The 25,827-nt window shown below is 70.8% G+C and carries 25 protein-coding genes and 1 rRNA gene; 9 read left to right on the plus strand and 17 right to left on the minus strand.

Annotation, left to right across the window (positions count from 1 at the left end; genetic code table 11):
* The first annotated feature begins 94 nt into the window (after nucleotides 1-94).
* Nucleotides 95-1,315, plus strand: coding sequence for a DUF2637 domain-containing protein (locus tag ABT381_RS18820; RefSeq protein ID WP_351595247.1), 1,221 nt, complete (start codon nucleotides 95-97; stop codon nucleotides 1,313-1,315).
* Between the two features lie 62 nt (nucleotides 1,316-1,377).
* On the opposite strand, the gene lysS is transcribed toward ABT381_RS18820, so the two are convergent.
* On the minus strand, nucleotides 1,378-3,171 hold the full coding sequence (gene lysS, locus ABT381_RS18825) for a lysine--tRNA ligase (protein WP_351595181.1): 1,794 nt from the start codon (nucleotides 3,169-3,171) through the stop codon (nucleotides 1,378-1,380).
* A gap of 107 nt (nucleotides 3,172-3,278) precedes the next feature.
* Between lysS and argS the strand changes: the two genes are divergently transcribed.
* Nucleotides 3,279-5,039: an arginine--tRNA ligase gene (gene argS / locus ABT381_RS18830; protein WP_351595184.1), complete on the plus strand. Its 1,761-nt coding sequence runs from the start codon at nucleotides 3,279-3,281 to the stop codon at nucleotides 5,037-5,039.
* Nucleotides 5,040-5,065: 26 nt separating this feature from the next.
* On the opposite strand, the gene ABT381_RS18835 is transcribed toward argS, so the two are convergent.
* Nucleotides 5,066-5,485: an ATP-binding protein gene (locus ABT381_RS18835; RefSeq protein WP_351595187.1), complete on the minus strand. Its 420-nt coding sequence runs from the start codon at nucleotides 5,483-5,485 to the stop codon at nucleotides 5,066-5,068.
* Between the two features lie 111 nt (nucleotides 5,486-5,596).
* On the opposite strand from ABT381_RS18835, the gene ABT381_RS18840 reads away from it, so the two are divergent.
* The 3 genes from ABT381_RS18840 to ABT381_RS18850 are packed head-to-tail and all read left to right on the plus strand — an operon-like array spanning nucleotide 5,597 to nucleotide 6,834.
* Nucleotides 5,597-6,427 (plus strand): helix-turn-helix domain-containing protein, encoded by an 831-nt coding sequence (locus tag ABT381_RS18840; RefSeq protein ID WP_351595190.1) that lies wholly within the window; start codon nucleotides 5,597-5,599, stop codon nucleotides 6,425-6,427.
* Nucleotides 6,424-6,603 (plus strand): DUF397 domain-containing protein, encoded by a 180-nt coding sequence (locus ABT381_RS18845; protein ID WP_351595193.1) that lies wholly within the window; start codon nucleotides 6,424-6,426, stop codon nucleotides 6,601-6,603. The genes ABT381_RS18840 and ABT381_RS18845 overlap by 4 nt, the downstream gene beginning before the upstream one ends.
* A gap of 39 nt (nucleotides 6,604-6,642) precedes the next feature.
* Nucleotides 6,643-6,834, plus strand: coding sequence for a DUF1059 domain-containing protein (locus tag ABT381_RS18850; RefSeq protein WP_351595196.1), 192 nt, complete (start codon nucleotides 6,643-6,645; stop codon nucleotides 6,832-6,834).
* A 69-nt stretch (nucleotides 6,835-6,903) separates the two neighbouring features.
* Here ABT381_RS18850 and hemB read toward each other — a convergent pair whose 3' ends face one another.
* The 5 genes from hemB to ABT381_RS18875 are packed head-to-tail and all read right to left on the minus strand — an operon-like array spanning nucleotide 6,904 to nucleotide 12,764.
* Nucleotides 6,904-7,902, minus strand: coding sequence for a porphobilinogen synthase (gene hemB / locus ABT381_RS18855; protein ID WP_351595250.1), 999 nt, complete (start codon nucleotides 7,900-7,902; stop codon nucleotides 6,904-6,906).
* Between the two features lie 5 nt (nucleotides 7,903-7,907).
* A complete protein-coding gene (locus ABT381_RS18860; protein WP_351595199.1) occupies nucleotides 7,908-9,557 on the minus strand; it encodes a bifunctional uroporphyrinogen-III C-methyltransferase/uroporphyrinogen-III synthase in 1,650 nt (549 codons plus the stop codon).
* The gene (hemC, locus tag ABT381_RS18865; protein ID WP_351595202.1) at nucleotides 9,554-10,522 is read right to left on the minus strand and encodes a hydroxymethylbilane synthase; all 969 of its coding nucleotides are present in this window, start codon (nucleotides 10,520-10,522) and stop codon (nucleotides 9,554-9,556) included. Before hemC ends, ABT381_RS18860 begins: the two co-directional genes overlap by 4 nt.
* Entirely contained in the window at nucleotides 10,519-11,967 is a 1,449-nt protein-coding gene (locus ABT381_RS18870) for a glutamyl-tRNA reductase (protein ID WP_351595205.1), read from the minus strand. Before ABT381_RS18870 ends, hemC begins: the two co-directional genes overlap by 4 nt.
* Nucleotides 11,964-12,764 (minus strand): redox-sensing transcriptional repressor Rex, encoded by an 801-nt coding sequence (locus ABT381_RS18875; RefSeq protein WP_351595208.1) that lies wholly within the window; start codon nucleotides 12,762-12,764, stop codon nucleotides 11,964-11,966. The genes ABT381_RS18870 and ABT381_RS18875 overlap by 4 nt, the downstream gene beginning before the upstream one ends.
* Nucleotides 12,765-13,149: 385 nt before the next feature.
* Here ABT381_RS18875 and ABT381_RS18880 point away from each other — a divergent pair, with 385 nt between their 5' ends.
* The 4 genes from ABT381_RS18880 to ABT381_RS18895 all read left to right on the plus strand — a co-directional run bounded on the left by ABT381_RS18880 (nucleotide 13,150) and on the right by ABT381_RS18895 (nucleotide 17,452).
* On the plus strand, nucleotides 13,150-13,428 hold the full coding sequence (locus ABT381_RS18880) for a glutaredoxin family protein (RefSeq protein WP_351595211.1): 279 nt from the start codon (nucleotides 13,150-13,152) through the stop codon (nucleotides 13,426-13,428).
* A gap of 285 nt (nucleotides 13,429-13,713) precedes the next feature.
* Complete coding sequence (locus tag ABT381_RS18885) at nucleotides 13,714-14,622, plus strand: HAD family hydrolase (RefSeq protein WP_467754802.1); 909 nt, start codon at nucleotides 13,714-13,716, stop codon at nucleotides 14,620-14,622.
* Nucleotides 14,623-15,126: 504 nt separating this feature from the next.
* A complete protein-coding gene (locus tag ABT381_RS18890; protein WP_351595217.1) occupies nucleotides 15,127-15,921 on the plus strand; it encodes an ECF subfamily RNA polymerase sigma factor, BldN family in 795 nt (264 codons plus the stop codon).
* Between the two features lie 325 nt (nucleotides 15,922-16,246).
* Nucleotides 16,247-17,452 (plus strand): DUF5667 domain-containing protein, encoded by a 1,206-nt coding sequence (locus ABT381_RS18895; protein ID WP_351595220.1) that lies wholly within the window; start codon nucleotides 16,247-16,249, stop codon nucleotides 17,450-17,452.
* Nucleotides 17,453-17,617: 165 nt separating this feature from the next.
* On the opposite strand, the gene ABT381_RS18900 is transcribed toward ABT381_RS18895, so the two are convergent.
* The 10 genes from ABT381_RS18900 to rrf form a co-directional block, all read right to left on the minus strand.
* Nucleotides 17,618-18,595 carry an aldo/keto reductase gene (locus tag ABT381_RS18900; protein WP_351595223.1) on the minus strand — a complete coding sequence of 326 codons (978 nt, stop codon included), beginning with the start codon at nucleotides 18,593-18,595 and terminating at the stop codon, nucleotides 17,618-17,620.
* A gap of 79 nt (nucleotides 18,596-18,674) precedes the next feature.
* Complete coding sequence (locus ABT381_RS18905) at nucleotides 18,675-19,667, minus strand: lysophospholipid acyltransferase family protein (protein ID WP_351595226.1); 993 nt, start codon at nucleotides 19,665-19,667, stop codon at nucleotides 18,675-18,677.
* A 14-nt stretch (nucleotides 19,668-19,681) separates the two neighbouring features.
* A complete protein-coding gene (locus tag ABT381_RS18910) occupies nucleotides 19,682-20,731 on the minus strand; it encodes an NAD-dependent epimerase/dehydratase family protein (RefSeq protein ID WP_351595229.1) in 1,050 nt (349 codons plus the stop codon).
* Nucleotides 20,732-21,014: 283 nt separating this feature from the next.
* Entirely contained in the window at nucleotides 21,015-21,113 is a 99-nt protein-coding gene (locus tag ABT381_RS18915) for a 30S ribosomal protein bS22 (RefSeq protein ID WP_003948845.1), read from the minus strand.
* A gap of 163 nt (nucleotides 21,114-21,276) precedes the next feature.
* Nucleotides 21,277-21,486 (minus strand): helix-turn-helix domain-containing protein, encoded by a 210-nt coding sequence (locus tag ABT381_RS18920; RefSeq protein WP_014144137.1) that lies wholly within the window; start codon nucleotides 21,484-21,486, stop codon nucleotides 21,277-21,279.
* 128 nt (nucleotides 21,487-21,614) lie between these two features.
* Nucleotides 21,615-22,430 carry a phosphatase gene (locus ABT381_RS18925; RefSeq protein ID WP_351595232.1) on the minus strand — a complete coding sequence of 272 codons (816 nt, stop codon included), beginning with the start codon at nucleotides 22,428-22,430 and terminating at the stop codon, nucleotides 21,615-21,617.
* Between the two features lie 115 nt (nucleotides 22,431-22,545).
* The gene (locus ABT381_RS18930) at nucleotides 22,546-23,721 is read right to left on the minus strand and encodes an acetoin utilization protein AcuC (protein WP_351595235.1); all 1,176 of its coding nucleotides are present in this window, start codon (nucleotides 23,719-23,721) and stop codon (nucleotides 22,546-22,548) included.
* Nucleotides 23,672-24,943 (minus strand): MFS transporter, encoded by a 1,272-nt coding sequence (locus ABT381_RS18935; protein ID WP_351595238.1) that lies wholly within the window; start codon nucleotides 24,941-24,943, stop codon nucleotides 23,672-23,674. The genes ABT381_RS18930 and ABT381_RS18935 overlap by 50 nt, the downstream gene beginning before the upstream one ends.
* Nucleotides 24,944-24,986: 43 nt before the next feature.
* The gene (locus ABT381_RS18940; protein ID WP_351595241.1) at nucleotides 24,987-25,631 is read right to left on the minus strand and encodes an HAD family hydrolase; all 645 of its coding nucleotides are present in this window, start codon (nucleotides 25,629-25,631) and stop codon (nucleotides 24,987-24,989) included.
* A gap of 104 nt (nucleotides 25,632-25,735) precedes the next feature.
* Nucleotides 25,736-25,827, minus strand: a 5S ribosomal RNA gene (gene rrf, locus ABT381_RS18945); the annotation flags it as partial.

Genomic DNA, 25,827 nt, shown 5'->3' on the forward strand with positions numbered 1-25,827 from the left:
AACGCCTGCGTCCCTCCCGGCACCCGGCTCGACGGGTGTGCCAGGCTAGGCGCGCCAGTCAGCCGAGTGCGGGGAGGGATCGCGGGTGGCCGCGATGCGTTTGAGTCGTACGCACCGAATACTGATCGGCGTGGTCGTCGCGGGCGCGATGGTGATCGCCGCGATCGGCTTCGCCGGTTCGTACTCGGCGGTCCGCGCCCTCGCCGAGAAGAAGGGCTTCGGCTCCTTCTCGTACGTCTTCCCCATCGGCATCGACGCGGGGATCGTCGTCCTCCTGGCGCTGGACCTGCTGCTGACCTGGATCCGGATCCCCTTCCCGCTGCTGCGCCAGACCGCCTGGCTGCTGACGGCCGCGACGATCGCCTTCAACGGCGCGGCGGCCTGGCCCGACCCGCTCGGCGTCGGCATGCACGCGGTGATCCCGGTCCTCTTCGTCGTCTCCGTCGAGGCCGCGCGGCACGCGGTCGGCCGGATCGCCGACCTCACCGCCGACAAGCACATGGAGGGCGTCCGGCTCTCCCGCTGGCTCCTCGCCTTCCCCTCGACCTTCCGGCTGTGGCGCCGGATGAAGCTGTGGGAGCTGCGCTCGTACGAGCAGGTGATCAAGCTGGAGCAGGACCGGCTGGTGTACCAGGCGCGGCTGCGGTCCCGGTACGGGCGCGCGTGGCGGCGCAAGGCACCGGTGGAGTCGCTGATGCCGCTGCGGCTGGCGCGTTACGGGGTACCGCTCGCGGAGACCGCCCCGGCCGGCCTCACGGCGGCGGGGATCGCTCCCGTAGGCGAGGTGGTCCGCGAGCCGGTACGCCCGGAGCTGGACGCGACGGCCCGGGAGCACCCGGTGGCCCGGGAGCATCCCACGCCGACCGAGCCGGTCGCCCCGGTCGCCCCGGTCGATCCGGTCGATCCGGTCCCCGCGATCGACCCGGTACCGGACCCGGAGACCGCCCCCGCGATCACCGTTCCCGTGGCCCCCGGACGCAGCCGTCCGCTCGGTGGATCGGGGTCCCCGCTTCCGTACGCCGAGCCCGCGGCTCCCGAACCCGAGCCCGTGTACGACGCGCCGGAGCCGCCCGTCGAGGCGCTCCCCGAGGGACTCTCCCGCGACGAGCAGTTCTACGTCGCGTTCCGCTCGTACGTGACGGAGAAGGACGGGACCTTCCCGGACGCCCACCAGTTCGCGCGCTACCTGCTCAACAACTACGGCGTCACGGGCCGGGACGGCACCGGCTCGCTCAGCGAGAACTACCTGCGGACGTACGTACGCGACTTCCGCGCGCGCTTCCGTCAGGAGATGGAGAGCGAGCACATCGCCTGAGCATGACCAGGGGCCCGGCCGCGCCGTGCGCGCCCGGGCCCCTGACGGAGTGCGGTGACCGCTTACGCGCCCAGCAGCTTGCGCACCCGGTCCGCGCCGACGGCGAGGAGCAGGGTGGGCAGGCGCGGGCCGGTCTCGCGGCTGACCAGCAGGCGGTACAGCAGCGCGAAGAACGTCCGCTGGGCGACCTTGATCTCCGGCGGCAGTTCCTTCGCCGTGGCGTCGGCGGAGAAGCCCGCCTGGACCTTCGGCACGCCGTAGACCAGGTGCGTCAGGCCGTCGAGCGACCAGTGCTCGTCCAGCCCGTCCAGCAGCAGCCGGAGCGACTCGCGCGCCTGGTCGTCCAGGGACGCCAGCAGCTCGGTGTCCGGCTCGTCGCGGACGATCGTGCGCTGCTCGGCCGGCACCTGGTGGGTGATCCAGTGCTCGGCGCGGTCCAGCCGCGGCCGGACCTCGTCCAGCGAGGTGACCGGCTTCTCCGGGTCCAGCTCGGTCAGGATCCGGAGGGTCTGCTCGTCGTGGCCGGCCGTGACGTCCACGACCGAGGCGAGCGTGCGGTACGGCAGCGGGCGCGGCGTGCGCGGCAGGTCACCGGCGGCGGTGCGCACCGCGCGGGTGTACGCGGCCGCGTCGGCCGGCAGCACCGACCCGTCGGCGACCTTGGACTCCAGCTTGTCCCACTCGTCGTACAGCCGCTGGATCTCCTGGTCGAAGGCGATCTTGAACGACTGGTTGGGCTTGCGGCGCGCGTACAGCCAGCGCAGCAGCGGCGCCTCCATGATCTCCAGCGCGTCGGCCGGGGTGGGCACGCCGCCCTTGGAGGAGGACATCTTCGCCATGCCGCTGATGCCGACGAAGGCGTACATCGGACCGATGGGCTGCGCGCCCGCGAAGATCTCGCGCACGATCTGGCCGCCGACGACGAAGGACGAGCCCGGCGAGGAGTGGTCCACGCCGCTGGGCTCGAAGATCACGCCCTCGAACGCCCAGCGCATCGGCCAGTCGACCTTCCACACCAGCTTGCCGTGGTCGAACTCGTTCAGCGCCACGGTCTCGCGGTGCCCGCAGGCGGTGCACTCGTACGCCAGCTCCGTGGTCTCGTCGTCGTAGGACGTGACCGTGGTGAGGTCCTTGTTGCAGACCGTGCAGTACGGCTTGTACGGGAAGTACCCGGCGCCGCCCGCGCTGCCGTCGTCCTCGGCCGCAGCGCCAGAGCCCTCGGCTGCCTCCAGCTCCGCCTCGTCGACCGGCTTCTGCGACTTCTTCGGCCCGGCCTTCGGCTTGGTGCGGTACTGCTCGAGGATGCCGTCGATCCCGCCGCGGTGCTTCATGGCGTGCAGGATCTGCTCGCGGTACGCGCCCGAGGTGTACTGCGCGGTCTGGCTGATGCCCTTGTACTCCACGCCCAGCTCGGCCAGGGACTGCTCCATGGCGGCCTTGAAGTGCTCGGCCCAGCTGCCGTACGCGCTGCCGGGCGGCGCCGGCACGGCGGTCAGCGGCTTGCCGATGTGCTCCGACCAGGACTCGTCGACGCCGGGGATGCCGGCGGGCACCTTGCGGTACCGGTCGTAGTCGTCCCAGGACAGGATGTGCACGCACTCCAGGCCCCGGCGGCGGATCTCGTCCGCGACCAGGTGCGGGGTCATGACCTCGCGGAGGTTGCCGAGGTGGATCGGGCCGGAGGGGGACAGGCCGGAGGCGACCACGACCGGTTTGCCAGGCGCGCGACGCTCCGACTCGGCGATGACCTCATCCGCATAGCGGGAGACCCAGTCGGCTGTCTCGGTGCTCTGAGCCACGGTCGGCCCTTCCTCTTGATCCTCTGCGCTTCGCTTGGTCGCCGGGCCCGTACTCATGAACCTGGCCGTTCCATTCTCCCAGACGAAAAACCCATGGAAGCGCCGTGGGATACTGACTGGCAAACCCTTTCCCGCTCACCACTCCGACGGAACGGCAGCACTCCATGGCTTCGGTCCCTTCTCTCGCCGCTACGGTCAACCAGCGCGTCTCCGACGCCCTCTCGGCAGCCCTGCCGGAGGCCGGCGCCGCCGACCCGCTGCTGCGCCGAAGTGACCGGGCCGACTTCCAGGCCAACGGAATGCTGGCGCTCGCGAAGAAGCTCAAGGGGAACCCGCGGGAGCTGGCCTCGCAGGTCGTCGAGCGGATCACGGCCCCCGAGCTGATCAAGGACATCGAGGTCTCCGGGCCCGGCTTCCTCAACGTCACGCTCACCGACACGGCCATCGTGCAGACGCTGGCCGCGCGGGCCGCCGACGGCGACCGCCTCGGCGTGCCTGTGAAGGACGAGCCGGGCGTCACGGTCGTCGACTACGCCCAGCCGAACGTGGCGAAGGAGATGCACGTCGGCCACCTGCGCTCCGCGGTGATCGGCGACGCGCTGCGCGGCATGCTCGACTTCACCGGCGAGCAGACGATCGGCCGGCACCACATCGGCGACTGGGGCACCCAGTTCGGCATGCTCATCCAGTACCTGATCGAGCACCCCGGCGAGCTGGCCCCGGCCGACGAGGTCGACGGCGAGCAGGCCATGTCGAACCTCAACCGGATCTACAAGGCCTCGCGCGCGGTCTTCGACGCGGACGAGGACTTCAAGGAGCGCGCCCGCAAGCGGGTCGTCGCCCTCCAGTCCGGCGACAAGGAGACCCTGGACCTCTGGCAGCGGTTCGTGGACGAGTCGAAGGTCTACTTCTACTCCGTCTTCGAGAAGCTGGACATGGACATCCGCGACGAGGAGATCGTCGGCGAGTCCGCGTACAACGACATGATGGCCGAGACGGCCCGGCTCCTGGAGGAGTCCGGCGTCGCGGTCCGCTCCGAGGGCGCCCTCGTCGTCTTCTTCGACGACATCAAGGGCAAGGACGACAAGCCGGTCCCGCTGATCGTGCAGAAGGCGGACGGCGGCTTCGGCTACGCCGCCTCCGACCTGTCCGCGATCCGGAACCGCGTGCTCGACCTGCGGGCGACGTCGCTCCTGTACGTCGTGGACGTGCGCCAGTCGCTGCACTTCAAGATGGTCTTCGAGACGGCGCGGCGCGCGGGCTGGCTGAGCGACGACGTCGCCGCGCACAACATGGCCTACGGCACGGTGCTCGGCGCGGACGGCAAGCCGTTCAAGACGCGTGGGGGCGAGACCGTACGCCTTGAGGACCTGCTGGACGAGGCGGTGCAGCGCGCCGCCGAGGTCGTGCGCGAGAAGGCCCGGGACCTCACCGAGGACGAGATCCAGGAGCGGGCCGCGCAGGTCGGCATCGGCGCGGTGAAGTACGCGGACCTGTCCACGTCGCCCAGCCGTGACTACAAGTTCGACCTCGACCAGATGGTCTCCCTCAACGGCGACACGTCCGTGTACATCCAGTACGCGCACGCCCGCATCAAGTCCATCCTCCGCAAGGCCGGCGACGCGAAGCCGGCCGCGCACGCGGAGCTGGCGCTCGCCCCGGCGGAGCGGGCGCTGGGCCTGCACCTGGACGCCTTCGGCGACACGGTCTTCGAGGCCGCGGCCGAGTACGCCCCCCACAAGCTCACGGCGTACCTCTACCAGCTCGCGTCCCTGTACACGACCTTCTACGACCAGTGCCACGTGCTGAGCGACGACAACCCGGCGGAGGTCGTCGAAAACCGCCTCTTCCTCTGCGACCTCACCGCCCGCACGCTCCACCGGGGCATGTCCCTCCTGGGCATCCGGACGCCCGAGCGGCTCTAGCCGACCCGCACACCGTCCGGTGGCCGTCACCCCACGGGGGTGGCGGCCACCGCCGCGTCCAGCTCGCACCAGGCGATCTTGCCGGGGTCCCGCTCCGCGACGCCCCACTTGTCTGCGACGGCCTCGACGAGGAGGAGGCCGCGCCCCCGCTCGGCCCCGGCCTCCGCCGGGTCGGCGACGCGTGGGCGGCCAGGGCCCGAGTCGTGCACCTCGATCCGTACGGGGCCGCCCTCTCCGGACCGGTAGAGCCGGAGCAGGAACCCGCGCCCCGGGGGTACGCCGTGCCGCACGGCATTGGTCGCCAGCTCGCTCACGCACAGCAACGCATCATCGGTACGCGCCCCCAGCCCCCAGTCGTCGAAGGCGCGGCGCGCGAACTCCCGCGCGGCGGGCACGGACCTGCGGTCACGCGAGTAGAACCGCTCCCGGAAAAGATCCTCATTCACGCCGCACAGGTTGCTCTCCGTAACTACGCTGGAGCAGTCCGTCAGCCCGTACAGATTCGCTGTACGGGTCCCGCGCGCGTGACGCCCGGAAAATGGTGGGAGTGGGTCCCCATGCAGCCCCGGAATCATCCCAGTCGCAGGAAGAGCGCGACAACGCTGCGCCTCGTTGGCGCCCAACTGGCCCTGTTCCGCCGCCTGTCCGGCCTCACGCAGCGGGAACTGAGCGACCGCCTGAACGTCGGCGAGGAGACGATCGCGTCGATCGAGCAGGGCCGGCGCCCGTTGAAGCCGGATCTCGCCGATCGGATCGACTTGGAGTTGGGGACGCGGGGTGTCCTGTCGGTGGCCGTCGAGTACATGCCGGAGATCGAGAAATTCCCGGTGTGGGCGGCGGAGTACATGGATCACGAACGGGAAGCGATCAGCCTTTCCTGGTACGAGATCCTCGTGGTTCCGGGCCTGCTCCAGACCCCGCGGTACGCCCAGGCCGTCTTCCGCAGCAGGGTGCCCATCCTCAGCGAAGAGGAGATCGACAAGCAGGTCGCGGCACGCATCGAGCGCCAGGAAATCCTCAAGCGGAAGCAGCCACCTGTGACCAGCTTCGTCATCTCCGAGGCCATGCTGATGGACCGGCTCGGCGGCGACAGCGTCTACGCGGAACAGCTACGGCACTTGCGCCAATGCGCCGATCTGCCCGGTCTGTCGCTCCAGATCATGCCGTTTGGCGTCGACGCCCACGCCGCTCTCGACGGCCCATTCATCCTCCTGGAGACCCCCGACCACCAGCACCTCGCCTACGCCGAAACGCAACGCGGCAGCCAATTCGTCTCCCACCCGGACGAGGTCAGCATCCTGACCATGAAGTATGCGATGCTGCGAGCACAGGCCCTCAACCCCAGGGAAAGCAAAGGCCTGTTGGACCGGTTGCTAGGAGACCTATGAACGCCGCACTGAAGTGGTTCAAGTCCAGCTACAGCGGCAGCGAAGGTGGCGCCTGCGTCGAGGTCGCCACCACGCCCACCACCATCCACATCCGCGACTCCAAAGACCCCGACGGGCCCCAGCTCGCGGTCACGCCGGAGGCCTGGGCCGCGTTTGCTGCGTTTGCTGCTGCTTAAGCCGCGGAGGACACTTGAGGTGTGAAAAGAGGTGGTGTCATGCGCAAGATGGTCGACTGCCGGGATGCCCCAAGCGAGATGAACTGCACCCTTGCCATCTCAGGTGAAGAGGACGAAGTGGTCCGTGCTGCCGCTGAGCACGCGGTGTCCGTGCACGGACACACGGACAGCCCGGAGCTCCGGGATCAGATCAGGTCCTTCCTGAAGGACGAGGTACCGCAGCACGCCTGATCTGCGAAAAGCCGTGAGCCCCCGCGTCCAGAGGACGGCGAGGGCTCACAGAGAACGCAGCGCGCGCGGTCAGAGACGGCGCGCGACCTCCGTCGCCCAGTACGTCAGGATGTTCTGGGCTCCCGCGCGCTTGATGCCGGTCAGGGACTCCAGAATCGCCGCGTCGCGGTCGATCCAGCCCTTTTCCGCCGCGGCTTCGATCATCGAGTACTCGCCGGAGATCTGGTACGCCGCGACCGGTACGTCCACCGACTCCGCGACATCCCGCAGGATGTCGAGGTACGGCATGGCCGGCTTGACCATGACCATGTCCGCGCCCTCTTCGAGGTCGAGGGCCAGCTCGCGCAGCGATTCGCGGGCGTTGGCGCCGTCCTGCTGGTAGGTCTTGCGGTCGCCCTTCAGCGAAGAACCCACCGCTTCGCGGAACGGGCCGTAGAAGGCCGAGGCGTACTTCGCTGTGTAGGCGAGGATCGAGACATCCGCGTGGCCCGCGCCGTCCAGCGCCTCGCGGATCACGCGGACCTGGCCGTCCATCATGCCGCTGGGGGCGACCGTGTGGGCGCCCGCGTCGGCCTGGACGCGGGCCATCTCCGCGTACCGCTCCAGCGTGGCGTCGTTGTCGACCCGGCCGTCCGGCGTCAGGACGCCACAGTGGCCGTGGTCGGTGAACTCGTCCAGGCAGAGGTCCGACATGATCACCAGGTCGTCGCCGACCTCGGAGCGTACGTCCCGGAGCGCCTGCTGGAGGATGCCGTCCGGGTCCGTGCCCACCGTGCCCGCGGCGTCCTTCTTGGACTCCTCGGGGACGCCGAAGAGCATGATCCCGGAGACGCCCGCGGCGACCGCTTCGGCGGCGGCCTTCCGCAGGGTGTCGCGGGTGTGCTGGACGACGCCCGGCATCGAGCCGATCGGCACCGGCTCGGAGATCCCCTCGCGGACGAACGCGGGGAGGATCAGGTCCGCCGGGTGGAGACGGGTCTCGGCGACCATGCGGCGCATGGCGGGCGTGGTGCGCAGCCGGCGGGGCCGCGCACCAGGGAAACGTCCGTACGAGGTGCTGGTGCTCAACGTGCTCAACTGCGGGCCCTCCTGCGCGATCCGGGACGGCGCTCGCTCGGACGGGTGACCGGGTCACCGGCCTCGACCGCGGCGGCACGCCGGGCCGTTCCGAAGTCCGCGAGCGCTTCGGCCAACTTGTGCACCGAGGGTTCGGGCGACATGACGTCCACGCGCAGCCCGTGCTCCTCGGCGGTCTTCGCGGTGGCCGGGCCGATACAGGCGATCACGGTCACGTTGTGCGGCTTGCCGGCGATGCCGACGAGGTTCCGCACCGTCGAAGACGAGGTGAAAAGTACCGCGTCGAAGCCGCCGCCCTTGATCGCCTCGCGGGTCGTGGCGGGCGGCGGGGACGCCCGTACGGTCCGGTAGGCCGTGACGTCGTCGACCTCCCAGCCCAGGTCGATCAGGCCCGCCACCAGGGTCTCGGTGGCGATGTCGGCGCGGGGGAGGAAGACGCGGTCGATCGGGTCGAAGACCGGGTCGTACGGCGGCCAGTCCTCCAGGAGACCGGCGGCGGACTGCTCACCGCTCGGGACCAGGTCCGGCTTCACGCCGAAGGCGATGAGCGCCTTGGCGGTCTGCTCGCCGACGGCCGCGACCTTGATGCCCGCGAAGGCGCGCGCGTCCAGGCCGTACTCCTCGAACTTCTCGCGGACGGCCTTCACCGCGTTGACGGAGGTGAAGGCGATCCACTCGTACCGCCCGGTGACCAGGCCCTTGACCGCGCGCTCCATCTGCTGCGGCGTGCGCGGCGGCTCGACGGCGATCGTCGGGACCTCGTGCGGCACGGCGCCGTACGAGACGAGCTGGTCGGAGAGCGAGGCGGCCTGCTCCTTCGTCCGCGGCACGAGCACCTTCCAGCCGAACAGCGGCTTGGACTCGAACCAGGAGAGCTGGTCCCGCTGCGCGGCGGCGCTGCGCTCGCCGACCACGGCTATGACCGGCTGGCCGCCGTCCGCCGAGGGCAGCACCTTGGCGGCCTTCAGCGTCTGCGCGATGGTGCCGAGGGTGGCGGTCCAGGTGCGCTGCTTGGTGGTCGTACCGGCGATGGTGACGGTCAGCGGGGTGTCGGGCTTGCGGCCCGCCGCGACCAGTTCGCCGGCGGCAGCGGCCACCGAGTCGAGGGTGGTGGAGACGACCGCGGTGGCGTCGCTGGCGCCGACCTCGGACCAGCAGCGGTCGTCGGCCGTACGGGCGTCCACGAAGCGGACGTCCGTGCCCTGCGCGTCGCGCAGCGGCACGCCGGCGTAGGCCGGCACGCCGACCGCCGCGGCGATGCCCGGCACGACCTCGAAGCCGATGCCCTCGGAGGCGCAGGCCAGCATCTCCTCGGCGACATTGGCGTCCAGGCCGGGGTCTCCGGACACGGCACGCACGACCCGCTTGCCGGTGCGTGCGGCCCCCATGACAAGATTGGTCGTGTCCCGAAGCGTGGGCACATCGGCGGGGATTGACGCCTCGTCAGCTGCGGCCTGCAGCGGTGTGTCCACGTTCGCCCGGGCATGCGTGCGGACGACGTCGAGCACCTGCGGGTCTGCGATCAGCACGTCCGCGTGGGACAGCGCCTCAACGGCGCGCAGTGTGAGCAGGCCCGGATCTCCCGGCCCGGCACCGAGGAAGGTGACCTGGCCGGCGGCGGGGTGGTTTGGGGCGGTGGGGTTCAAAGTGCTCGCTCCCCCATAAGACCGGCCGCACCCTTGGCGAGCATCTCGGCGGCGAGCTCACGGCCCATGGTCGCCGGTACAGAAACGTCGTCGCGGGAGGTGGGTACGTGTCCGGTGGTGGACAGCTGCACCAGCGTGCTGCCGTCGGTCGTGCCGACGACGCCACGCAGGCGCATTTCGGTGACAGCCCGTTCGCCGGCCTGGAAATCGGCCAGCGCACCCACAGGTGCGGAGCAGCCGGCCTCCAGGGCGGCGAGCAGGGAACGCTCGGCGGTCACGGCGGCCCGGGTCAACGGGTCGTCGAGCTCGGCGAGCCGGGCGGCGAGGTGCTCGTGGTTCGCGGCGCACTCCACCGCCAGTGCCCTCTGGCCGGGGGCGGGCAAAACTACGTCCGGCGAGAGGAGCTCCGTCGCCTCGCCGATGCGGCCGAGGCGGTTGAGCCCGGCAGCGGCCAGTACGACCGCGTCCAGCTCGCCGTTCTCGACGTACCCGATGCGGGTGTCGATGTTGCCGCGGATCGGCACGGTCTCGATGCGCCGGCCCAGCGACCGCGCCCAGGCGTTCAGCTGCGCCATGCGGCGCGGCGAGCCGGTACCGACCCGCGCCCCGTCGGGGAGCTGCTCGAACGTCAGGCCGTCGCGGGCTATCAGCGCGTCCCGGGAGTCCTCGCGGACCGGTATCGCGGCGAGGGTCAGCCCCTCGGGCTGCGCGGTCGGCAGGTCCTTGAGCGAGTGGACGGCGAAGTCGATCTCGTCGGCGAGCAGCGCGTCGCGCAGCGCCGAGACAAAGACGCCCGTACCGCCGATCTGCGCCAGGTGCTCGCGCGAGACATCGCCGTACGTGGTGATCTCCACCAGCTCGACGGGCCGCCCGGTGACCTGGCGGACCGCCTCGGCGACGAGTCCGGACTGGGCCATGGCGAGTTTGCTGCGCCGTGTGCCGAGTCGCAATGCGTGATGCGTCATGAGCGCTGCTCCCGTGCTGTGTCGTGCCTGTCCGCGCGCGTGTCGGCCCGGCTGACGGCGGCGACCGTCTGGGGGTCGAGGTCGAAGAGTTTGGTCAGCGCGTCGGCGTACCCGGCGCCGCCGGGCTCGCTGGCGAGCTGCTTGACCCGCACGGTGGGCGCGTGCAGAAGCTTGTCGACGACCCGGCGCACGGTCTGGTTGATCTCCGCGCGCTGCTTGTCGTCCAGGTCGGGCAGGCGGCCGTCCAGCCGCGCGATCTCGGCGGCGACCACGTCGGCGGCCATGGTGCGCAAGGCGACCACGGTCGGGGTGATCGTCGCGGCGCGCTGGGCCGCGCCGAAGGCCGCGACCTCCTCGGACACGATGGTGCGCACCTGGTCCACGTCGGACGCCATGGGGGCGTCGGCGGACGCGTCGGCCAGGGATTCGATGTCGACGAGGTGCACGCCCTCGATCCGGTGGGCCGCGCCGTCGATGTCGCGCGGCATCGCCAGGTCGAGCAGGGCCAGTTCCCGGTCCTTACGGCCCTCGGCGGCCGCCGCGACCGCCTCGCCGGTGAGGACGAGCCCGGTCGCCCCCGTACACGAGATCGCGATGTCGGCGGCGGCCAGCTCGGCCGGTACCTCGGACATCGGGACGGCGCGGGCCACCAGGCCGTGCGCGCGCCCGGGGCTGCCCGGCTCGGTGAGGATCTCGGTGAGGCGCTCGGCGCGCTCCAGGGTGCGGTTGGCGACGGCCAGTTCGCTGACGCCCGAGCGCGCGAGGGTGGCCGCGGCCAGCGAGGACATCGAGCCCGCGCCGATCACCAGGGCGCGCTTGCCGCGGGCCCAGGCGTCCACGCCCGGGGTGCCGAGCGGGGCGGTGGCGTCCGGTACGGCGTCGTCGACGAGGACGCAGTGCGCGTCGTGACCGCCGGCCGCGCCCGCCAGCTGCTCCAGGCCGAAGGTGACCAGGGACTGGCCGGCCTTGTCGATGCCGGTCTCGCTGTGCGCACGCTTGCCGACCCGCAGGGCCTGCTGGAAGAGGTCGTTCAGCAGCCGCCCTGCGGTGTGCTGGTCCTGCGCGAGGGCGAGCGCGTCCTTGATCTGGCCGAGGATCTGGCCCTCGCCGACGACCATGGAGTCCAGGCCGCAGGCCACGGACAGCAGGTGGTGGACGGCGCGGTCCTCGTAGTGGACGTAGAGGTACGGCGTGAGCTCGTCCAGGCTGACACCGCTGTGCTGGGCGAGCAGCGTGGACAGCTCGGCGACACCGGCGTGGAACTTGTCCACGTCGGCGTAGAGCTCGATGCGGTTGCAGGTGGAGAGCACGGCCGACTCGGCGGCGGGCTCGGCCGAGATGACGTCCTGCAGCAGCTTGCCGCGGGAGTCGGGGGCCAGTGCGGCCCGCTCCAGGATGCTGACCGGTGCACTGCGGTGCGAAAGGCCGACAACGAGGACGCTCATGCCGGCATCACGGCGGGTACGTCCCCGTCGGGTCCCTTGCGGTCGTCATCGGAATCGGCGGCGTCGGTGCCGTCCGTGCGCGTCGCGCGGACCGGCGGGGCCACCGGCTGTGCGGCGTCCTGGCTGCTGGCCTCCTCGCCGGCCTTGCGCTGCTCGTGGAAGGCGAGGATCTGCAGCTCTATCGACAGGTCGACCTTGCGCACGTCGACCCCTTCGGGGACGGACAGCACGGTCGGCGCGAAGTTCAGGATGGAGGTGACACCGGCGGCGACGAGGCGCTCGCAGACCTGCTGGGCCGCGCCCGCGGGGGTCGCGATCACGCCGATCGAGACGCCGTTGTCGGTGATGATCTTTTCGAGCTCGTCGGTGTGCTGGACGGCGATGCCCGCGACGGGCTTGCCGGCCATGGCCGGGTCGGCGTCGATCAGGGCCGCGACGCGGAAGCCGCGGGAGGCGAAGCCACCGTAGTTGGCGAGCGCGGCGCCGAGGTTACCGATACCGACGATCACAACCGGCCAGTCCTGCGTGAGGCCGAGCTCCCGGGAGATCTGGTAGACGAGGTACTCCACGTCGTAGCCCACACCACGGGTGCCGTAGGAGCCCAGGTACGAGAAGTCCTTGCGCAGCTTGGCGGAATTGACCCCCGCAGCGGCGGCCAGCTCCTCGGAGGAGACCGTGGGGACCGAACGCTCGGAGAGCGCGGTCAGCGCACGCAGATACAGCGGAAGCCGGGCGACGGTGGCCTCGGGGATCCCTCGGCTTCGGGTCGCCGGTCGGTGAGTTCGGCCAGTTGCCACGGTGCTCCTGCGGGTAGAGCGGGGCTTTGGACGGCCAAATGTCTCAAGACCGCCCTGTCGATAGCAGGCTATGTCTTTGTGAACGCGTGCACAAAGATGGTGTCCGCTTTGTCCCGTCAACGTGACCGGTGTCACGCACTTATTGCGGCAATTCGCGGAACCGCATCCCGCGTCACTCCGTTCACACGCTTCGCGTGCATAACGCAGGAACGTGAACGGGAACACGCCGCCACTCTCCTTGCCGTTTTGCCCCCGTACACCGCCGAATCGCCCATCGATGGTAAGGGAAACCACCTCCTCCGCCGAAGGCTCGTGACGGCCGTCATAAGCGTTCTCGGCCTGGTGGCACGGGTACGGACGGACCCGGCAGGGGCACAATGGCGGCATGGCCCCGCTCCTCCGCCGCACCCCGCGCAAGAACCCCGCCGACCGCACGGTCACGCTCATCGGCAAGCCGGGGTGCCATTTGTGCGACGACGCACAGAAGGTGATCGAGGCGGTCTGCGCCGAGACCGGCGCCGCCTGGGAGAAGCAGGACATCACCGAGGACGAAGAGCTTTACCGCAAATACTGGGAGCAGATTCCGGTCATCCTCGTCGACGGCGCGCAGCACGACTTCTGGCGCGTCGACCCGCAGCGGCTGCGCAAGGCGCTGGGCGCCTGAGGGCACACACAGCGAGCCGTACACAGGCGTACACAGAGCCCGTGGCCGGAGCGCGCCGACGCCACGCGGCGTGGCCGTAACGCGACCGTCGGCAGCCCCGTACCTGCCTGACATGCGTGCGTAACCAGGGGCACCGAACAAACTGGCTATGCTCGCCGTATGGCCGACCCGTCGCCCGAGCACCGCCCCGGCACGAGCCCCTTCAGTGCGTCCCTCGTCACGGGCATTCCGTCCCTTGTGACGGGGTGGTTCACCCGTCACCGACGCCCCGCCACCGCGCGCAGCGTGCTGGCCGGCGAGGCGGCGGCCGAGGCCGCCCGCAAGAGCTCCCAGGAAGCCGAGGCACAGGCCGCCGCCGAAGCCGCCGCCGCGGCCGCCGACAGCGAAGCCGAGGACGCCGAGCCGGACTTCCCGGTCGTCGGCGACGACAAAGCGGCCGCCTTCTTCGACCTCGACAACACCGTCATGCAGGGCGCCGCGATCTACCACTTCGGGCGCGGCCTCTACAAGCGGCACTTCTTCCACAAGCGCGACCTCGCCCGCTTCGTGTGGCAGCAGGCGTACTTCCGGCTGGCCGGCTCGGAGAACCCCGAGCACATGGAGGACGTGCGCAACAGCGCGCTCTCCATCGTCAAGGGCCACCGCGTCTCCGAGCTGATGACCATAGGCGAGGAGATCTACGACGAGTACATGGCCGAGCGCGTCTGGCCCGGCACCCGCGCGCTCGCCCAGGCCCACCTGGACGCGGGCCAGAAGGTCTGGCTGGTCACCGCGGCCCCCGTGGAGACCGCCACGATCATCGCCCGCCGGCTCGGCCTGACCGGCGCGCTCGGCACGGTCGCCGAATCCGTCGGCGGGGTCTACACCGGCAAGCTGGTCGGCGAGCCGCTGCACGGGCCCGCCAAGGCCGAGGCCGTACGGGCGCTGGCCATGGCCGAGGGGCTGGACCTGTCGCGCTGCGCCGCGTACAGCGACTCCGCCAACGACATCCCGATGCTCTCGCTCGTCGGCCACCCCTACGCGATCAACCCCGACACCCGGCTGCGCAAGCACGCGCGCGAGCAGGGCTGGCGGCTGCGCGACTACCGGACGGGCCGCAAGGCCGCCAAGATCGGCATTCCGGCGGCGGCCGGGGTGGGCGCGGTGGCGGGCGGCGCGGCGGCCGCGGTGGCCCTGCAGCGCCGGCGCCGATAGCCGCAGGGCCTTATAACCGGAAGCTCGCCCAACTTCCAGTGGTGGGGTACGCGTTACACACCGTCACCGAAAGGGCGGGGAACGCGCCGCCCACCGATGATCACATCGACGGCGCGCGGCAGTTTTTTCGCGCTGCCCTTCGCAGCGCCACCCCTGAGGGTGCTCCCACGCGCCCCGTACGAACACGCGTACCGCTGTGTGCAGGGCAAACCTTCTTCATACCCCACCGGTCCGCGCTCAGTCGCACGACGCCCGGTGCGCCACAACACGCCCTCCAACCAGGCAGATCACGTCACTTTCCGATCAATACCTGTTCAACATCTGATACTTGATCGACCAGAAATACGTAACAGACCAGACGGAATCGACGATTTGAGCAACTGGGTGTAGCGCTGCCTGTACGAAGCGTTATTCTCCTCAGACGCAAACCGGAACCCATAAGCCCCTACCGCGGGTGAACGGTCCCGCACTGCACGTGATGGAAGCTCTGCCTCTGGGAGTCCCGTGTACCCACACGTCGGGGTTGACGCCTCGGGCCTGGCTACGCTGCGTACGACGCTCGTCGACCACCTGCGCAGTTTTGTCCCCACCGCGTACGCCGTCCCCGCCCTCGCCACACCCGCCCCTGCCGCAGGACCCGCCAGCGCCTGCTACGCCCTGGCGGACGCCAGGACCGCCGTCGGCGCGCGGTCCGCGGGCAGCCGTACGCGCCGCGGCGGCACGACCACAGCCCGCCGCCCCGCCGACAGCGACAGCCGCCGCATGATGGAGCTCGTCGAGCGCGCCCAGGCGGGCGAGGCCGACGCGTTCGGCCGCCTCTACGACCAGTACGCCGACACGGTCTACCGGTACATCTACTACCGCGTCGGCGGCCGGGCCACCGCCGAGGACCTGACCAGTGAGACGTTCCTGCGCGCGCTGCGCCGGATCGGCACCTTCACCTGGCAGGGCCGGGACTTCGGAGCCTGGCTGGTGACCATCGCGCGCAACCTCGTCGCCGACCACTTCAAGTCCTCGCGCTTCCGCCTGGAGGTGACCACGGGCGAGATGCTCGACGCCAACGAGGTCGAGCGCAGCCCCGAGGACTCGGTCCTCGAATCCCTGTCCAACGCCGCCCTCCTCGAAGCCGTCCGCAAACTCAACCCCCAACAGCAGGAATGCGTCACGCTCCGGTTCCTCCAAGGGCTGTCGGTCGCCGAGACCGCCCGCGTCATGGGCAAGAACGAAGGAGCGATCAAGACCCTCCAGTACCGCGCCGTCCGGACCCTCGCGCGGCTGCTGCCGGACGACGCCCGCTGACCCCTCCGCCGACGTCCGATCCCCTCCTTCGCGCCGCGCTCTCCCCGAACATCCGTCCCCCACACCACTCTTATTGTGGCGCCAAGCCCTGACCAGGCCATCACTTTCAGCCATCACGCGGTACCAGCCCGTCACATCATCGTGAGGGCGTAACCCGAGTACCTCGCCGCTCGTTGTGCGGAATGCAGGCTCCCTGCGGACACGCCATGCCCGCAGCCGCTCACTCGATCGAGTGGTTGCATGCAGGGCGTGCAGCCTTCCGGCCCTGCTGGATCGTCAAGCCAGTCCGGGGAGTCGAGCGGGATGATGAGAGGAGGTGCCGCCCGTGATCGCGAACGTATCGACGCACCGGCGGGCTCACGCCTTCGCCCAGGCTCTGGAGGACCAGGACCTCCAGGGCGCGGCCGATGAGCAGATCGACACACCGGGGCAGGAGCCGGCGGAGCCCGAAACGGCACGGCTGCTGGCAGTCGCCGGCGGCCTGGGGGAGCTCCCCAAGCCCACGCTGGACCCGGAAGCGCGCACGATCCAGCGCGCGCAGCTCATCGCCGCGATGGAGGCCGCTTTCGCCGAAGGCGGCGCACCCTCCGACGGCGCGAAGGTGCCCCAGCAGCGCGGCGTGCGAGGCGCGCACCGCGCCGCCAAGTCACTCGGCCGGCTGCGCCCGCGGTCCCGGCTGTCCAGGAGGCTCGCCGCCGGCGGGCTGACGTTCGGCGTGGCGGCCGGCGCGCTCAGCGGAGTGGCCGCCGCGAGCTCCGAGGCGCTGCCCGGCGATTCGCTCTACGGCCTCAAGCGCGGCATGGAGGACCTCAAGCTCGGCATGGCCGAGGACGACTCCGACCGCGGCCGGCTCTACCTCGACCAGGCGTCCAGCCGGATGCAGGAGGCGCGCCGGCTGATGGAGCGGCTCAGGGCCGGGCCACTGGAGCACGAGACCCTGTCCGAGGTGCGCAGGTCGCTGGCGGGCGTCACCCAGGACGCGGGCACGGGCCACCGCCTGCTGCACGACGCGTACGAGCGGGACGGGTCGCTCGGCGCCATCCAGGCGCTGGACTCCTTCACCGCCTCGCACCGCGAGGGCTGGGCACGGCTGCGCGACCGGCTGCCGGTGCAGCTCGCCGACGTCTCCCAGGACGTCAGCTCGGTCTTCGACGCCATAGACGAGGAGGTCGGGCCGCTGCGCCCGCTGCTGCCGAAGAAGGCGACGGACAAGGACGCCGGGCACGGCACCCCGTCCGCCTCGGGCAGCACGGCCGAGGACCACTCGGCGGCGCCGTCCCGCTCCGGCAGCCCGTCCGCGAGCGGCAAGAAGCACGACTCCCCCACGCCCCGCCCGTCCTCGTCCCCCTCCAAGGAGGACGGCCTGCTCGGCGGGAACACCGGCGGTCTGCTCGACCCGCCCGCCAAGGACAGCCCCTCCCCCTCCGACGGCGGGCACAAGAGCGACCACCCCGCCGAGCCCGACGTCACGATCCCGCCGCTGCTCCCGGACCTGCTCCCGGGCCTCGGCGTCGACGGCCGGGACGAGTAGCGGCGCGCGGCGATCGCCGCGCGCCTCCGCGGTCCGGCGGCGCCCGGTGTTCTTCCGGTCCTTCCCTCCAGAAGAACACCGGGCGCCGTCGCATGTGTACGTACGGGTCGGCCGGGCGGGTCGGCCGGCGGCGCTCAGGGCCCGACCCCGCCCGTACGCGGACTCTCAGTGCCCGCTCACCGGCCGCGCCGTATACGGCTGTTCGAGCCGACCGATCTCCTCGTCCGTGAGCCGGAGCTCCAGCGCGGCCAGCGCGTCGTCGAGGTGCCCCGCCTTCGAGGCGCCCACGATCGGCGCGGTCACCGGCCGCTGGTGCAGCAGCCAGGCGAGCGCGACCTGTGCCCGCGGCACGCCCCGCTCCGCCGCGATGGCGCCGACCGCCTCGACGATCTCCCGGTCGCCCTCCTGGTACAGCGTCTTGCCGAACTCATCGGTCTGCGCGCGGTGGCTGGTGGCGTCCCAGTCCCGGGTCAGCCGGCCGCGGGCGAGCGGGCTCCAGGGCAGTACGCCCACGCCCTGGTCCGCGCAGAGCGGCAGCATCTCGCGCTCCTCCTCGCGGTAGAGGAGGTTGTAGTGGTTCTGCATGGAGGCGAAGCGGGTCCAGCCGTGCCGCTCGGCGGTGTGCTGGGCCTTGGCGAACTGCCACGCGTACATGGAGCTGGCGCCGATGTACCGGGCCTTGCCCGCCTTCACCACGTCGTGCAGGGCCTCCATGGTCTCCTCGATGGGAGTGCGCGGGTCCCAGCGGTGGATCTGGTAGAGGTCGACGTAGTCGGTGCCGAGCCGGCGCAGGCTGTGGTCGATCTCGGTCATGATCGCCTTGCGGGACAGCCCCGCGCCGTTCGGGCCCGGCCGCATCCGGCCGTTGACCTTGGTCGCGAGCACGATCTCGTCGCGCCGGGCGAAGTCGGCGAGCGCCTTGCCGACGATCTCCTCGCTGGTCCCGTCGGAGTAGACATTCGCCGTGTCGAAGAAGTTGATCCCGGCCTCGACGGCCTGCCGGATCAGCGGGCGGGCCTGGTCCGCGTCGAGGGTCCAGGGGTGTGGGCCGCGGTCGGGGACGCCGTAGGTCATGCAGCCGAGGCAGAGTCGCGAGACGTCCAGGCCGGTGGAGCCGAGCTTCACGTACTGGGTGTTGGGCATGATCCGATTCTGTCGCGGGGGATGCCCCGACAGCACACGGGGCATCCCCCGCCACGGCCGTCACCCGGCCGTCACGGCCTCAGAAGAACACCGAACGCCGTTGCACGAGCAGCTTGTAGAGCGTGTGCTGAATCGTTTCGCGCACCTGGTCGGTGAGGTTGAACATCAGCATCGGGTCGTCCGCCGCCTCCGCCGGATACCCGTCCGTCGGAATCGGCTCGCCGAACTGGATGGTCCACTTCGTCGGCAGCGGCACCGCGCCCAGCGGCCCCAGCCACGGGAACGTCGGCGTGATCGGGAAGTACGGGAAGCCGAGCAGCCGCGCCAGCGTCCTGGCGTTCCCGATCATCGGGTAGATCTCCTCCGCGCCCACGATCGAGCACGGCACGATCGGCACCCCGGACTTCAGCGCGGTCGAGACGAAGCCGCCGCGCCCGAAGCGCTGCAGCCGGTACCGGTCCGAGAAGGGCTTGCCGACGCCCTTGAAGCCCTCCGGCATCACGCCGACCACCTCGCCGCGCTCCAGCAGCCGCTCGGCGTCCTCCGTGCAGGCCAGCGTGTGCCCGGCCTTCCGCGCCAGCTCGTTGACCACCGGCAGCATGAAGACCAGATCGGCCGCCAGCAACCGCAGATGGCGGCCGGCCGGGTGCTCGTCGTGCACCGCCATCTGGAGCATCAGGCCGTCCAGCGGCAGCGTCCCGGAGTGGTTGGCGACGATCAGCGCCCCGCCCTTCTCGGGGATGTTCTCGACGCCCTTCACCTCGACCCGGAAGTACTTCTCGTACAGGGGCCGCAGCACGGACATCATGACCTGGTCGGTGAGCTCCTCGTCGTAACCGAAGTCGTCGACGTCGTACTCACCGGTCAGCCGTCTGCGCAGGAAGTTGAGGCCGCCGGCGAGCCGCTGCTCCCAGGACGCGCCCCGCTCCTCGGGCGCCGGCGCCTCCGGCTCCTCCTGGCGCGGCGGCGGTACGGGCGTCAGGGCCGCGTTACGCGCCGCGCCCGCCGCCCGCTTGGCCCTCCGCCGCGTGCGCGGCTCCTCGCCGAACGGGATGACCTTGGCGTCCGCCATCGTGGGTGAACTCCTCACTGGGTCTGGGCACTGGCTGCGGGCAGCAGCGCGGCGAGCCGGTCGACGGTACGGGAGACGGTCTCGGGCGGCAGCAGGCCGGGACCTCGGCTGCGGGCGAACTCCGCGAAGGTCTCGGCCGTGGTGTACGCCGGTTCGAACCCCAGTGTCTCGCGCATCTGGGTCGTCCGGACGACCCGGCCGTGCGTGAGCATCCGGATCTGCTCCGGCGAGAAGTCGGTGATGCCGAGCGAGCGCAGCATCGAGCCCGCCCAGGTGACCGTCGGCAGCAGCAGCGGCAGCGTGGGCCGGCCCAGCCGCCGCGAGCACTGCGAGAGCAGCAGCACGCCGTCGCCCGCGATGTTGAACGTGCCGCTGTTGAGCGTGCCCCTGCGGGGCTCGCCGGTCGCCAGGCGCAGCGCCTCGATGGCGTCCTCCTCGTGCACGAACTGCAGCCGCGGGTCGTACCCGAGGACGGTGGGCAGCACGGGCAGCGAGAAGTACTCCGCGAGCGGCGAGTCCGCGCACGGCCCGAGGATGTTGGCGAACCGCAGCACGCAGACCGCGACGTCGGGCCGGCGGCGGGCGAAGCCGCGTACGTACCCCTCGACCTCCACGACGTCCTTCGCGAAGCCGCCGCTGGGCAGCGACTTGGGGCTGGTCGTCTCGGTGAAGACCGCCGGGTCCCGGGGCGCGGAGCCGTACACACTCGCGGAGGACTTCACGACCAGTCGCTTGACGTGCGGTGCCTTCTGGCAGGCGCCCAGCAGCTGCATCGTGCCGATGACGTTGGTCTCCTTGACCGACGAGCGGCTGCCGCGGGAGCCGAGCGGGGTGCCGTTGATATCCATGTGCACGACCGTGTCCACGCCCGTTTCGGCGAGGACCTTGGCGATGGCCGGATGTCTGATGTCGGCCTTCAGGAACTCGGCGCCGCCGAGGTGGTGCTCGGGCGCCACGGCGTCGACGCCGATCACCCGGTCGACGTCGGGATCGCGCTGGAGCCGGCGTACGTAGCGGCCGCCCAGCTGACGTGCGGCTCCCGTGACGAGCACGACCTTGCCCAAGATCAGCCCTTCCTTCCCACCGTCGTCCCCCGCACGTCCCCGCACGTGCCGAGATGTGGCGGCCCACGCTATCCGGTCGGTGTTGCGGTGTGATGACTTGTGGACGGCCCCGGCCATCTTTCGGCCTGGTCCGGTCCTGGCGCCCGTCGCCGTCCTGATCCCTGATGCCGCCCTGACGCCGCCGCCTTGCGCCGAGTACCCGGCTTCCGGGCTTGTGTGCCCCCGAACGCACCGCAGCCCCCCACCGTGTGGTGGGGGGCTGCGGAATCGCGCTCAGCGCCGCTTACTTCTTGTTGCGACGCTGAACACGGGTGCGCTTGAGCAGCTTGCGGTGCTTCTTCTTAGCCATCCGCTTGCGCCGCTTCTTGATAACAGAGCCCACGACTACCCTCGCTCACTTCGAAATACTCGGTGCGGGGCGTCCGAGCCCACACTACCTACATCGGGCCAGCCTACCCGCCGCCGAGCGTACGGCGTAATCCGAGGGTCTTTCGTGGCCTCCGTCCGGCCTCACCAGGCCCGCAAAGGGACCTGTCGGGCCCCCGTCAGGCCGATTCCACCCCCACATAGGACTCGCGGAGGTAGTCGTGGACCGCCTGCTCCGGAACCCGGAACGACCTCCCCACTCGGATCGCGGGCAGATGACCGCTGTGCACCAAGCGGTACACGGTCATCTTCGACACTCGCATCACTGTGGCGACCTCCGCCACAGTAAGGAACACGACCTCATTCAGAGGCCTCTGGTCTGCAGCCATGACACACCTGGTCCTTCCGCACATGACGGGCACCGGCTTCCCCTCCGGTGACTCTTCGTCGCTATGCGCTCACTCCCCAGGTTAGGGGCGGGTGATGCGAGTGGGGAAGAGGAGTAGCCGTCGGCCGCCTACTGTGACAGACACGCTCGATTGAGTACATAGCGAGTAAGCGGTCGGTAGTAATCAGACCGCACAGCGTCATCAAGCGGAACTACGACGGACACCCGCCCCTCCGCCTGCCCGACGAACAGCGCCGGATCGTCAGTATCCGCCAGGCCGATGGCCTCAAAGCCCAGCTGACCTGCTCCGCAGACCCATCCGTGGTCCCCGATCACCAGCTCGGGAAGGGGTCCTGCGGCGTCTGCTGCAGCGCCGAGGGCCCTACGAACCGGGAGGGGGGAGTGCGTGTGCACCTCCGGCTCCCCGAGGTCTCCCCACACGCCGGGTTCGCGCATCCGCGCGACTCCCCGTACGTACGCAAGGTTGTACGTACGTACCCCAAACCGGGTCATTATGTCGATACTTGTGCCGTACGCAGGGGTGAGGACAGGGCATCCCGCCGCCGACAAAGCGTCTGCCAGGCCCCCGTAAAAGCCGGTGAGACGGTCCGGATGGCCCGTGCCGATCAGTACCGGCGAGCGCTCGCCGGCCGCCTCGCCGAGCCGGTCGGCGAACGCGTTCAGTGCCGCGACGGTCCGGTCCGGGTCGATCACATCCGTGCCAGAAATATGCGCAGGATCGGCCGAAACTCCGCACTGTTCTCCCATGAGCCCGAGCAGATCGCCGACGGACCAGTCCCCCGCGGGCTCCAGTCCGATGAGCGCCCGCGGGTCGCCGGCCGCGAAGAGGCGGTAGCGGTTCAGGCTCTTCTCCCGCGAGGTCGCGATCGACCCGGCGAGCCGTGCTTCGACCAGATGCGCCCGCAGCGCGCCACTGCTCAACACGCCGCCCATGGTGACGCCCGGACGACCGGTCCATGCCCTGACTGATGGGTAATCACACGTAAGGGGACCCTGCGCGGGCCCGTGGGCGCTCTCCAGCGGGGCCCGTGGGCGCTCTCTAGGGGAGCAGCCCGTGCGCCGGGAACACCGCGCGGCGAGTCGCCAGAATCGCCTGGTCCAGCCGGTCCGCCGGGTCGTACCCGCTGTCCGCGAAGTCCCGGAACACCGGCTCCCGCCCGTCCGTCATCCGCCGCGGCCCCTGCTGGCGCGTCAGCCGGTACACCTCCTGGCGCCACTCCTCCGGGATGTCCGTCGCCGGGTCCAGCGGCTGTCCGGCGGCGATCGCCACCAGGTGCGTCCAGGTCCGCGGCACCACGTCGACCACCGCGTAACCGCCGCCCCCGAGCGCTACCCAGCGCCCCTCGCAGTGCGCGTGCGCCAGCTGGTGACAGGTCTCGGCCACGGCGCGCTGCGCGTCCACGCTCACCGCCAAGTGCGCGAGCGGGTCCTCGAAGTGGGTGTCGGCGCCGTGCTGCGTGACGATCACGTCGGGCCCGAACCCGGCCACCAGCTCGGGCACCACCGCGTGGAACGCGCGCAGCCATCCCGCGTCGCCCGTACCGGCCGGCAGCGCCACGTTCGCCGCGCTGCCCTCGGCGCCCTCGGCACCGGTCTCCTCCGGCCAGCCGGTCTGCGGGAAGAGGGTGCGCGGGTGCTCGTGCAGCGAGATCGTCAGGACCCGCGGGTCCTCCCAGAACGCGGCCTGCACGCCGTCCCCGTGATGCACGTCCACATCGATGTACACCACCCGGCGCGCGCCCAGCTCCAGGAGCCGCGCGATGGCCAGCGCCGCGTCGTTGTAGATGCAGAAACCGGCCGCGCCGCCCGGCATCGCGTGGTGCAGCCCGCCGGTGAAGTTCACCGCGTGCAGCGCGTCGCCGCGCCACACCGCCTCCGCCGCGCCCACCGACTGCCCGGCGATCAGCGCCGACGCCTCGTGCATGCCGGCGAACGCCGGGTCGTCCTCGGTACCGAGCCCGTACGAGACCTCCGCGGCCTTCGGGTCGGCCGAGGCGCGCCGTACCGCGTCGATGTAGTCCTCGCGGTGCACCAGGCGCAGCGTGGACAGGCCCGCCGCCTTGGCGGCCGCCACCTGTACCGGCGCGCGGTCGAGGCCGTACGCCTGGACCAGCCGCATGGTCAGCGCGAGCCGCACCGGGTCCATCGGATGGCCGGGCCCGAAGTCATAGCCCGTTACTGCCTCGTCCCACATCAGCTGTGCGCGGCCGCTCATGTCCGCCACCGTATCGGGCCCGCTCCCCACCGAACGATGGGGCGTACACCAGCGTGACCAGCACGAGCACCATCGGCACCAGCATCGCCCCGCGGTAACTCCAGGCATCGCCCACCGCCCCGACGAGCGGCGAACCGACCAGAAAGCCCACATAGTTGAAGATATTCAGTCGCGCGATGGCCGCATCCGACGCTTCCGGACCGCGCAGCTCCCCGTGTGCTTCGTACGCCTGCCGGCCCGCCGCCGCGAACGTCTGCGGCACGATCACGCACAGCCCCAGGCCCAGCAGCGTGAACCCGGCCATCCCCGGCCACGCGCCGGGCGCCGCGGCCACCACCGCGAACCCCGCCGCCGCCACCACCGCCCCCGTCCGCACCACCGCGACCGGCCCGAACCTCCGCACCCCCAGATCCCCGACGGTCCGCCCGAGGAGCGTGGTGATCATGTACACGTTGTACGGCACGGTCGCCAGCTGCTCCGAACTCCCCAGCACGTCCTGCAGGTACTTCGCGCTCCAGTTGGAGACCGTCGAGTCCCCGATGTACGCGAAGGCCATGACGAGGCAGAGGGGGAGGAGGAGCCGCATGGACAGCGAGACGGGGGCCGCCGCAGGCCCCGCCTGGGCCGCGGCGCCGTCCTTGTGCGGACGCCTCTGGTCGACGTACCAGTGCCCGGCGACCAGGACGGCCGGCACGGCGACCGCGGCGGTCGGCCCGTACAGCAGGGCCAGCGAGAGCCCCCAGTGCGCGCCCGCCCAGGCCAGCGACGCACCCACGATCCCGCCGAGGCTGTACGCCGCGTGGAAGCCGAGCATGATGCTGCGCCCGTAGGCGCGCTGCAGGCTCACCCCGAGCATGTTCATCGAGGCGTCCAGCGCCCCGACCGACAGCCCGAACACCCCCAGGGCCACGGCCACCTGGACGAGGCCGCTCCCGGCCCCCACGCCCACCAGCGCCAGACAGACCACCGGCTGTACGCATCGCAGCACGAGCCCGGGGCGTACCCGCTTCACCAGCCGCTCCGTGGCCACGCTCCCCGCACCGGCCAGTACCGGGACGGCGGCGAGGAAGGCGGGCAGCAGCGCGTCGGAGATCCCGTACCGGTTCTGGATCGCCGGGATGCGCGTCACGAGCAGCGCGAAGACCGCCCCTTGTGCGAAGAAGCTCAGCGCGAGCGCGGCCCGGCCGCGCCGGAGCCGCGGCTCAACAGTGGGGGTGGTCATGGCCGGACAGCGTAGAACTCACCGCTACCGATGGGTAGATGAATCACACAAGGAGATCCGGGAGCTTGGTCATCTCGGCGAAGAGCGCGGTCGCGCCCGCCAGCCGGTCGGCCGGGGTCATGGCCGTGAACCCGTATACGTCCATGCCGGCCGCGACCGCCGCCTGTACGCCCAGCGGGCTGTCCTCGACGACCGCACACCGCTCGGGGGACACGCCCATCTTCTCCGCCGCGTGCAGAAAGAGATCGGGCGCCGGCTTCCCCCGCCCCACGTCCTCCGAGCTGAAGATGCGGTCGTCCGCGAACCACCGGTCGAGCCCGGTCTTCCGGTGCCCCACGCGAATCCGCTCATGGCTCCCGGAGGACGCGACGCAGTACAGGGTCCCGGCCGCGGCCAGTTCCGCCAGCAGTTCCGGTACTCCGGGGACGGGCGTCAACTCCTGCTCGAAGGCGGCGAAGACCCGTGCGTGGAAGGTGGTGTCGAAATCCGCGGGCAGCCGCTGCCCCGTTCGCTCGGCGACCAGGTCGTGCACGCGGTGTATCGCGGCACCCATGTAGTCCCGGATGGACTCTTCGTACGTCGTCGGATGCCCGAGTTCGGTGAGGTAGCCGGCCAGGATCGTATTGGAGAGCGGCTCGCTGTCGACGAGCACACCGTCATTGTCGAAGATCACCAGGTCGTATCGCATGGGACCGACCCTAGACGGGGATTGGTCGCTGCCCCTGGGGTCCAACTGGGCCTAAACGCAGAAAAGCCCCGCACCATGAGGTGCGGGGCTTTCCTACAATGATTGTTCGGCGGCGTCCTACTCTCCCACAGGGTCCCCCCTGCAGTACCATCGGCGCTGAAAGGCTTAGCTTCCGGGTTCGAAATGTAACCGGGCG

This window comes from Streptomyces sp. NPDC000151 (assembly GCF_040301705.1).
In the GTDB taxonomy this organism is placed as follows: domain Bacteria; phylum Actinomycetota; class Actinomycetes; order Streptomycetales; family Streptomycetaceae; genus Streptomyces.

Bases quoted from the DNA above. Each gene is read 5' to 3' on its own strand.
- ABT381_RS18930 (WP_351595235.1), bottom strand. From the start codon at position 23,721: ATGAGCGGCCGCGCACAGCTGATGTGGGACGAGGCAGTAACGGGCTAT.
- ABT381_RS18880 (WP_351595211.1), top strand. From the start codon at position 13,150: ATGGCCCCGCTCCTCCGCCGCACCCCGCGCAAGAACCCCGCCGACCGC.
- ABT381_RS18850 (WP_351595196.1), top strand. From the start codon at position 6,643: ATGCGCAAGATGGTCGACTGCCGGGATGCCCCAAGCGAGATGAACTGC.
- hemC (WP_351595202.1), bottom strand. From the start codon at position 10,522: ATGACGCATCACGCATTGCGACTCGGCACACGGCGCAGCAAACTCGCC.
- ABT381_RS18900 (WP_351595223.1), bottom strand. From the start codon at position 18,595: ATGCCCAACACCCAGTACGTGAAGCTCGGCTCCACCGGCCTGGACGTC.
- argS (WP_351595184.1), top strand. From the start codon at position 3,279: ATGGCTTCGGTCCCTTCTCTCGCCGCTACGGTCAACCAGCGCGTCTCC.
- ABT381_RS18845 (WP_351595193.1), top strand. From the start codon at position 6,424: ATGAACGCCGCACTGAAGTGGTTCAAGTCCAGCTACAGCGGCAGCGAA.
- ABT381_RS18820 (WP_351595247.1), top strand. From the start codon at position 95: ATGCGTTTGAGTCGTACGCACCGAATACTGATCGGCGTGGTCGTCGCG.
- ABT381_RS18920 (WP_014144137.1), bottom strand. From the start codon at position 21,486: ATGGCTGCAGACCAGAGGCCTCTGAATGAGGTCGTGTTCCTTACTGTG.
- ABT381_RS18870 (WP_351595205.1), bottom strand. From the start codon at position 11,967: ATGAGCGTCCTCGTTGTCGGCCTTTCGCACCGCAGTGCACCGGTCAGC.
- ABT381_RS18935 (WP_351595238.1), bottom strand. From the start codon at position 24,943: ATGACCACCCCCACTGTTGAGCCGCGGCTCCGGCGCGGCCGGGCCGCG.
- ABT381_RS18840 (WP_351595190.1), top strand. From the start codon at position 5,597: ATGCAGCCCCGGAATCATCCCAGTCGCAGGAAGAGCGCGACAACGCTG.
- ABT381_RS18940 (WP_351595241.1), bottom strand. From the start codon at position 25,631: ATGCGATACGACCTGGTGATCTTCGACAATGACGGTGTGCTCGTCGAC.
- lysS (WP_351595181.1), bottom strand. From the start codon at position 3,171: ATGAGTACGGGCCCGGCGACCAAGCGAAGCGCAGAGGATCAAGAGGAA.
- ABT381_RS18905 (WP_351595226.1), bottom strand. From the start codon at position 19,667: ATGGCGGACGCCAAGGTCATCCCGTTCGGCGAGGAGCCGCGCACGCGG.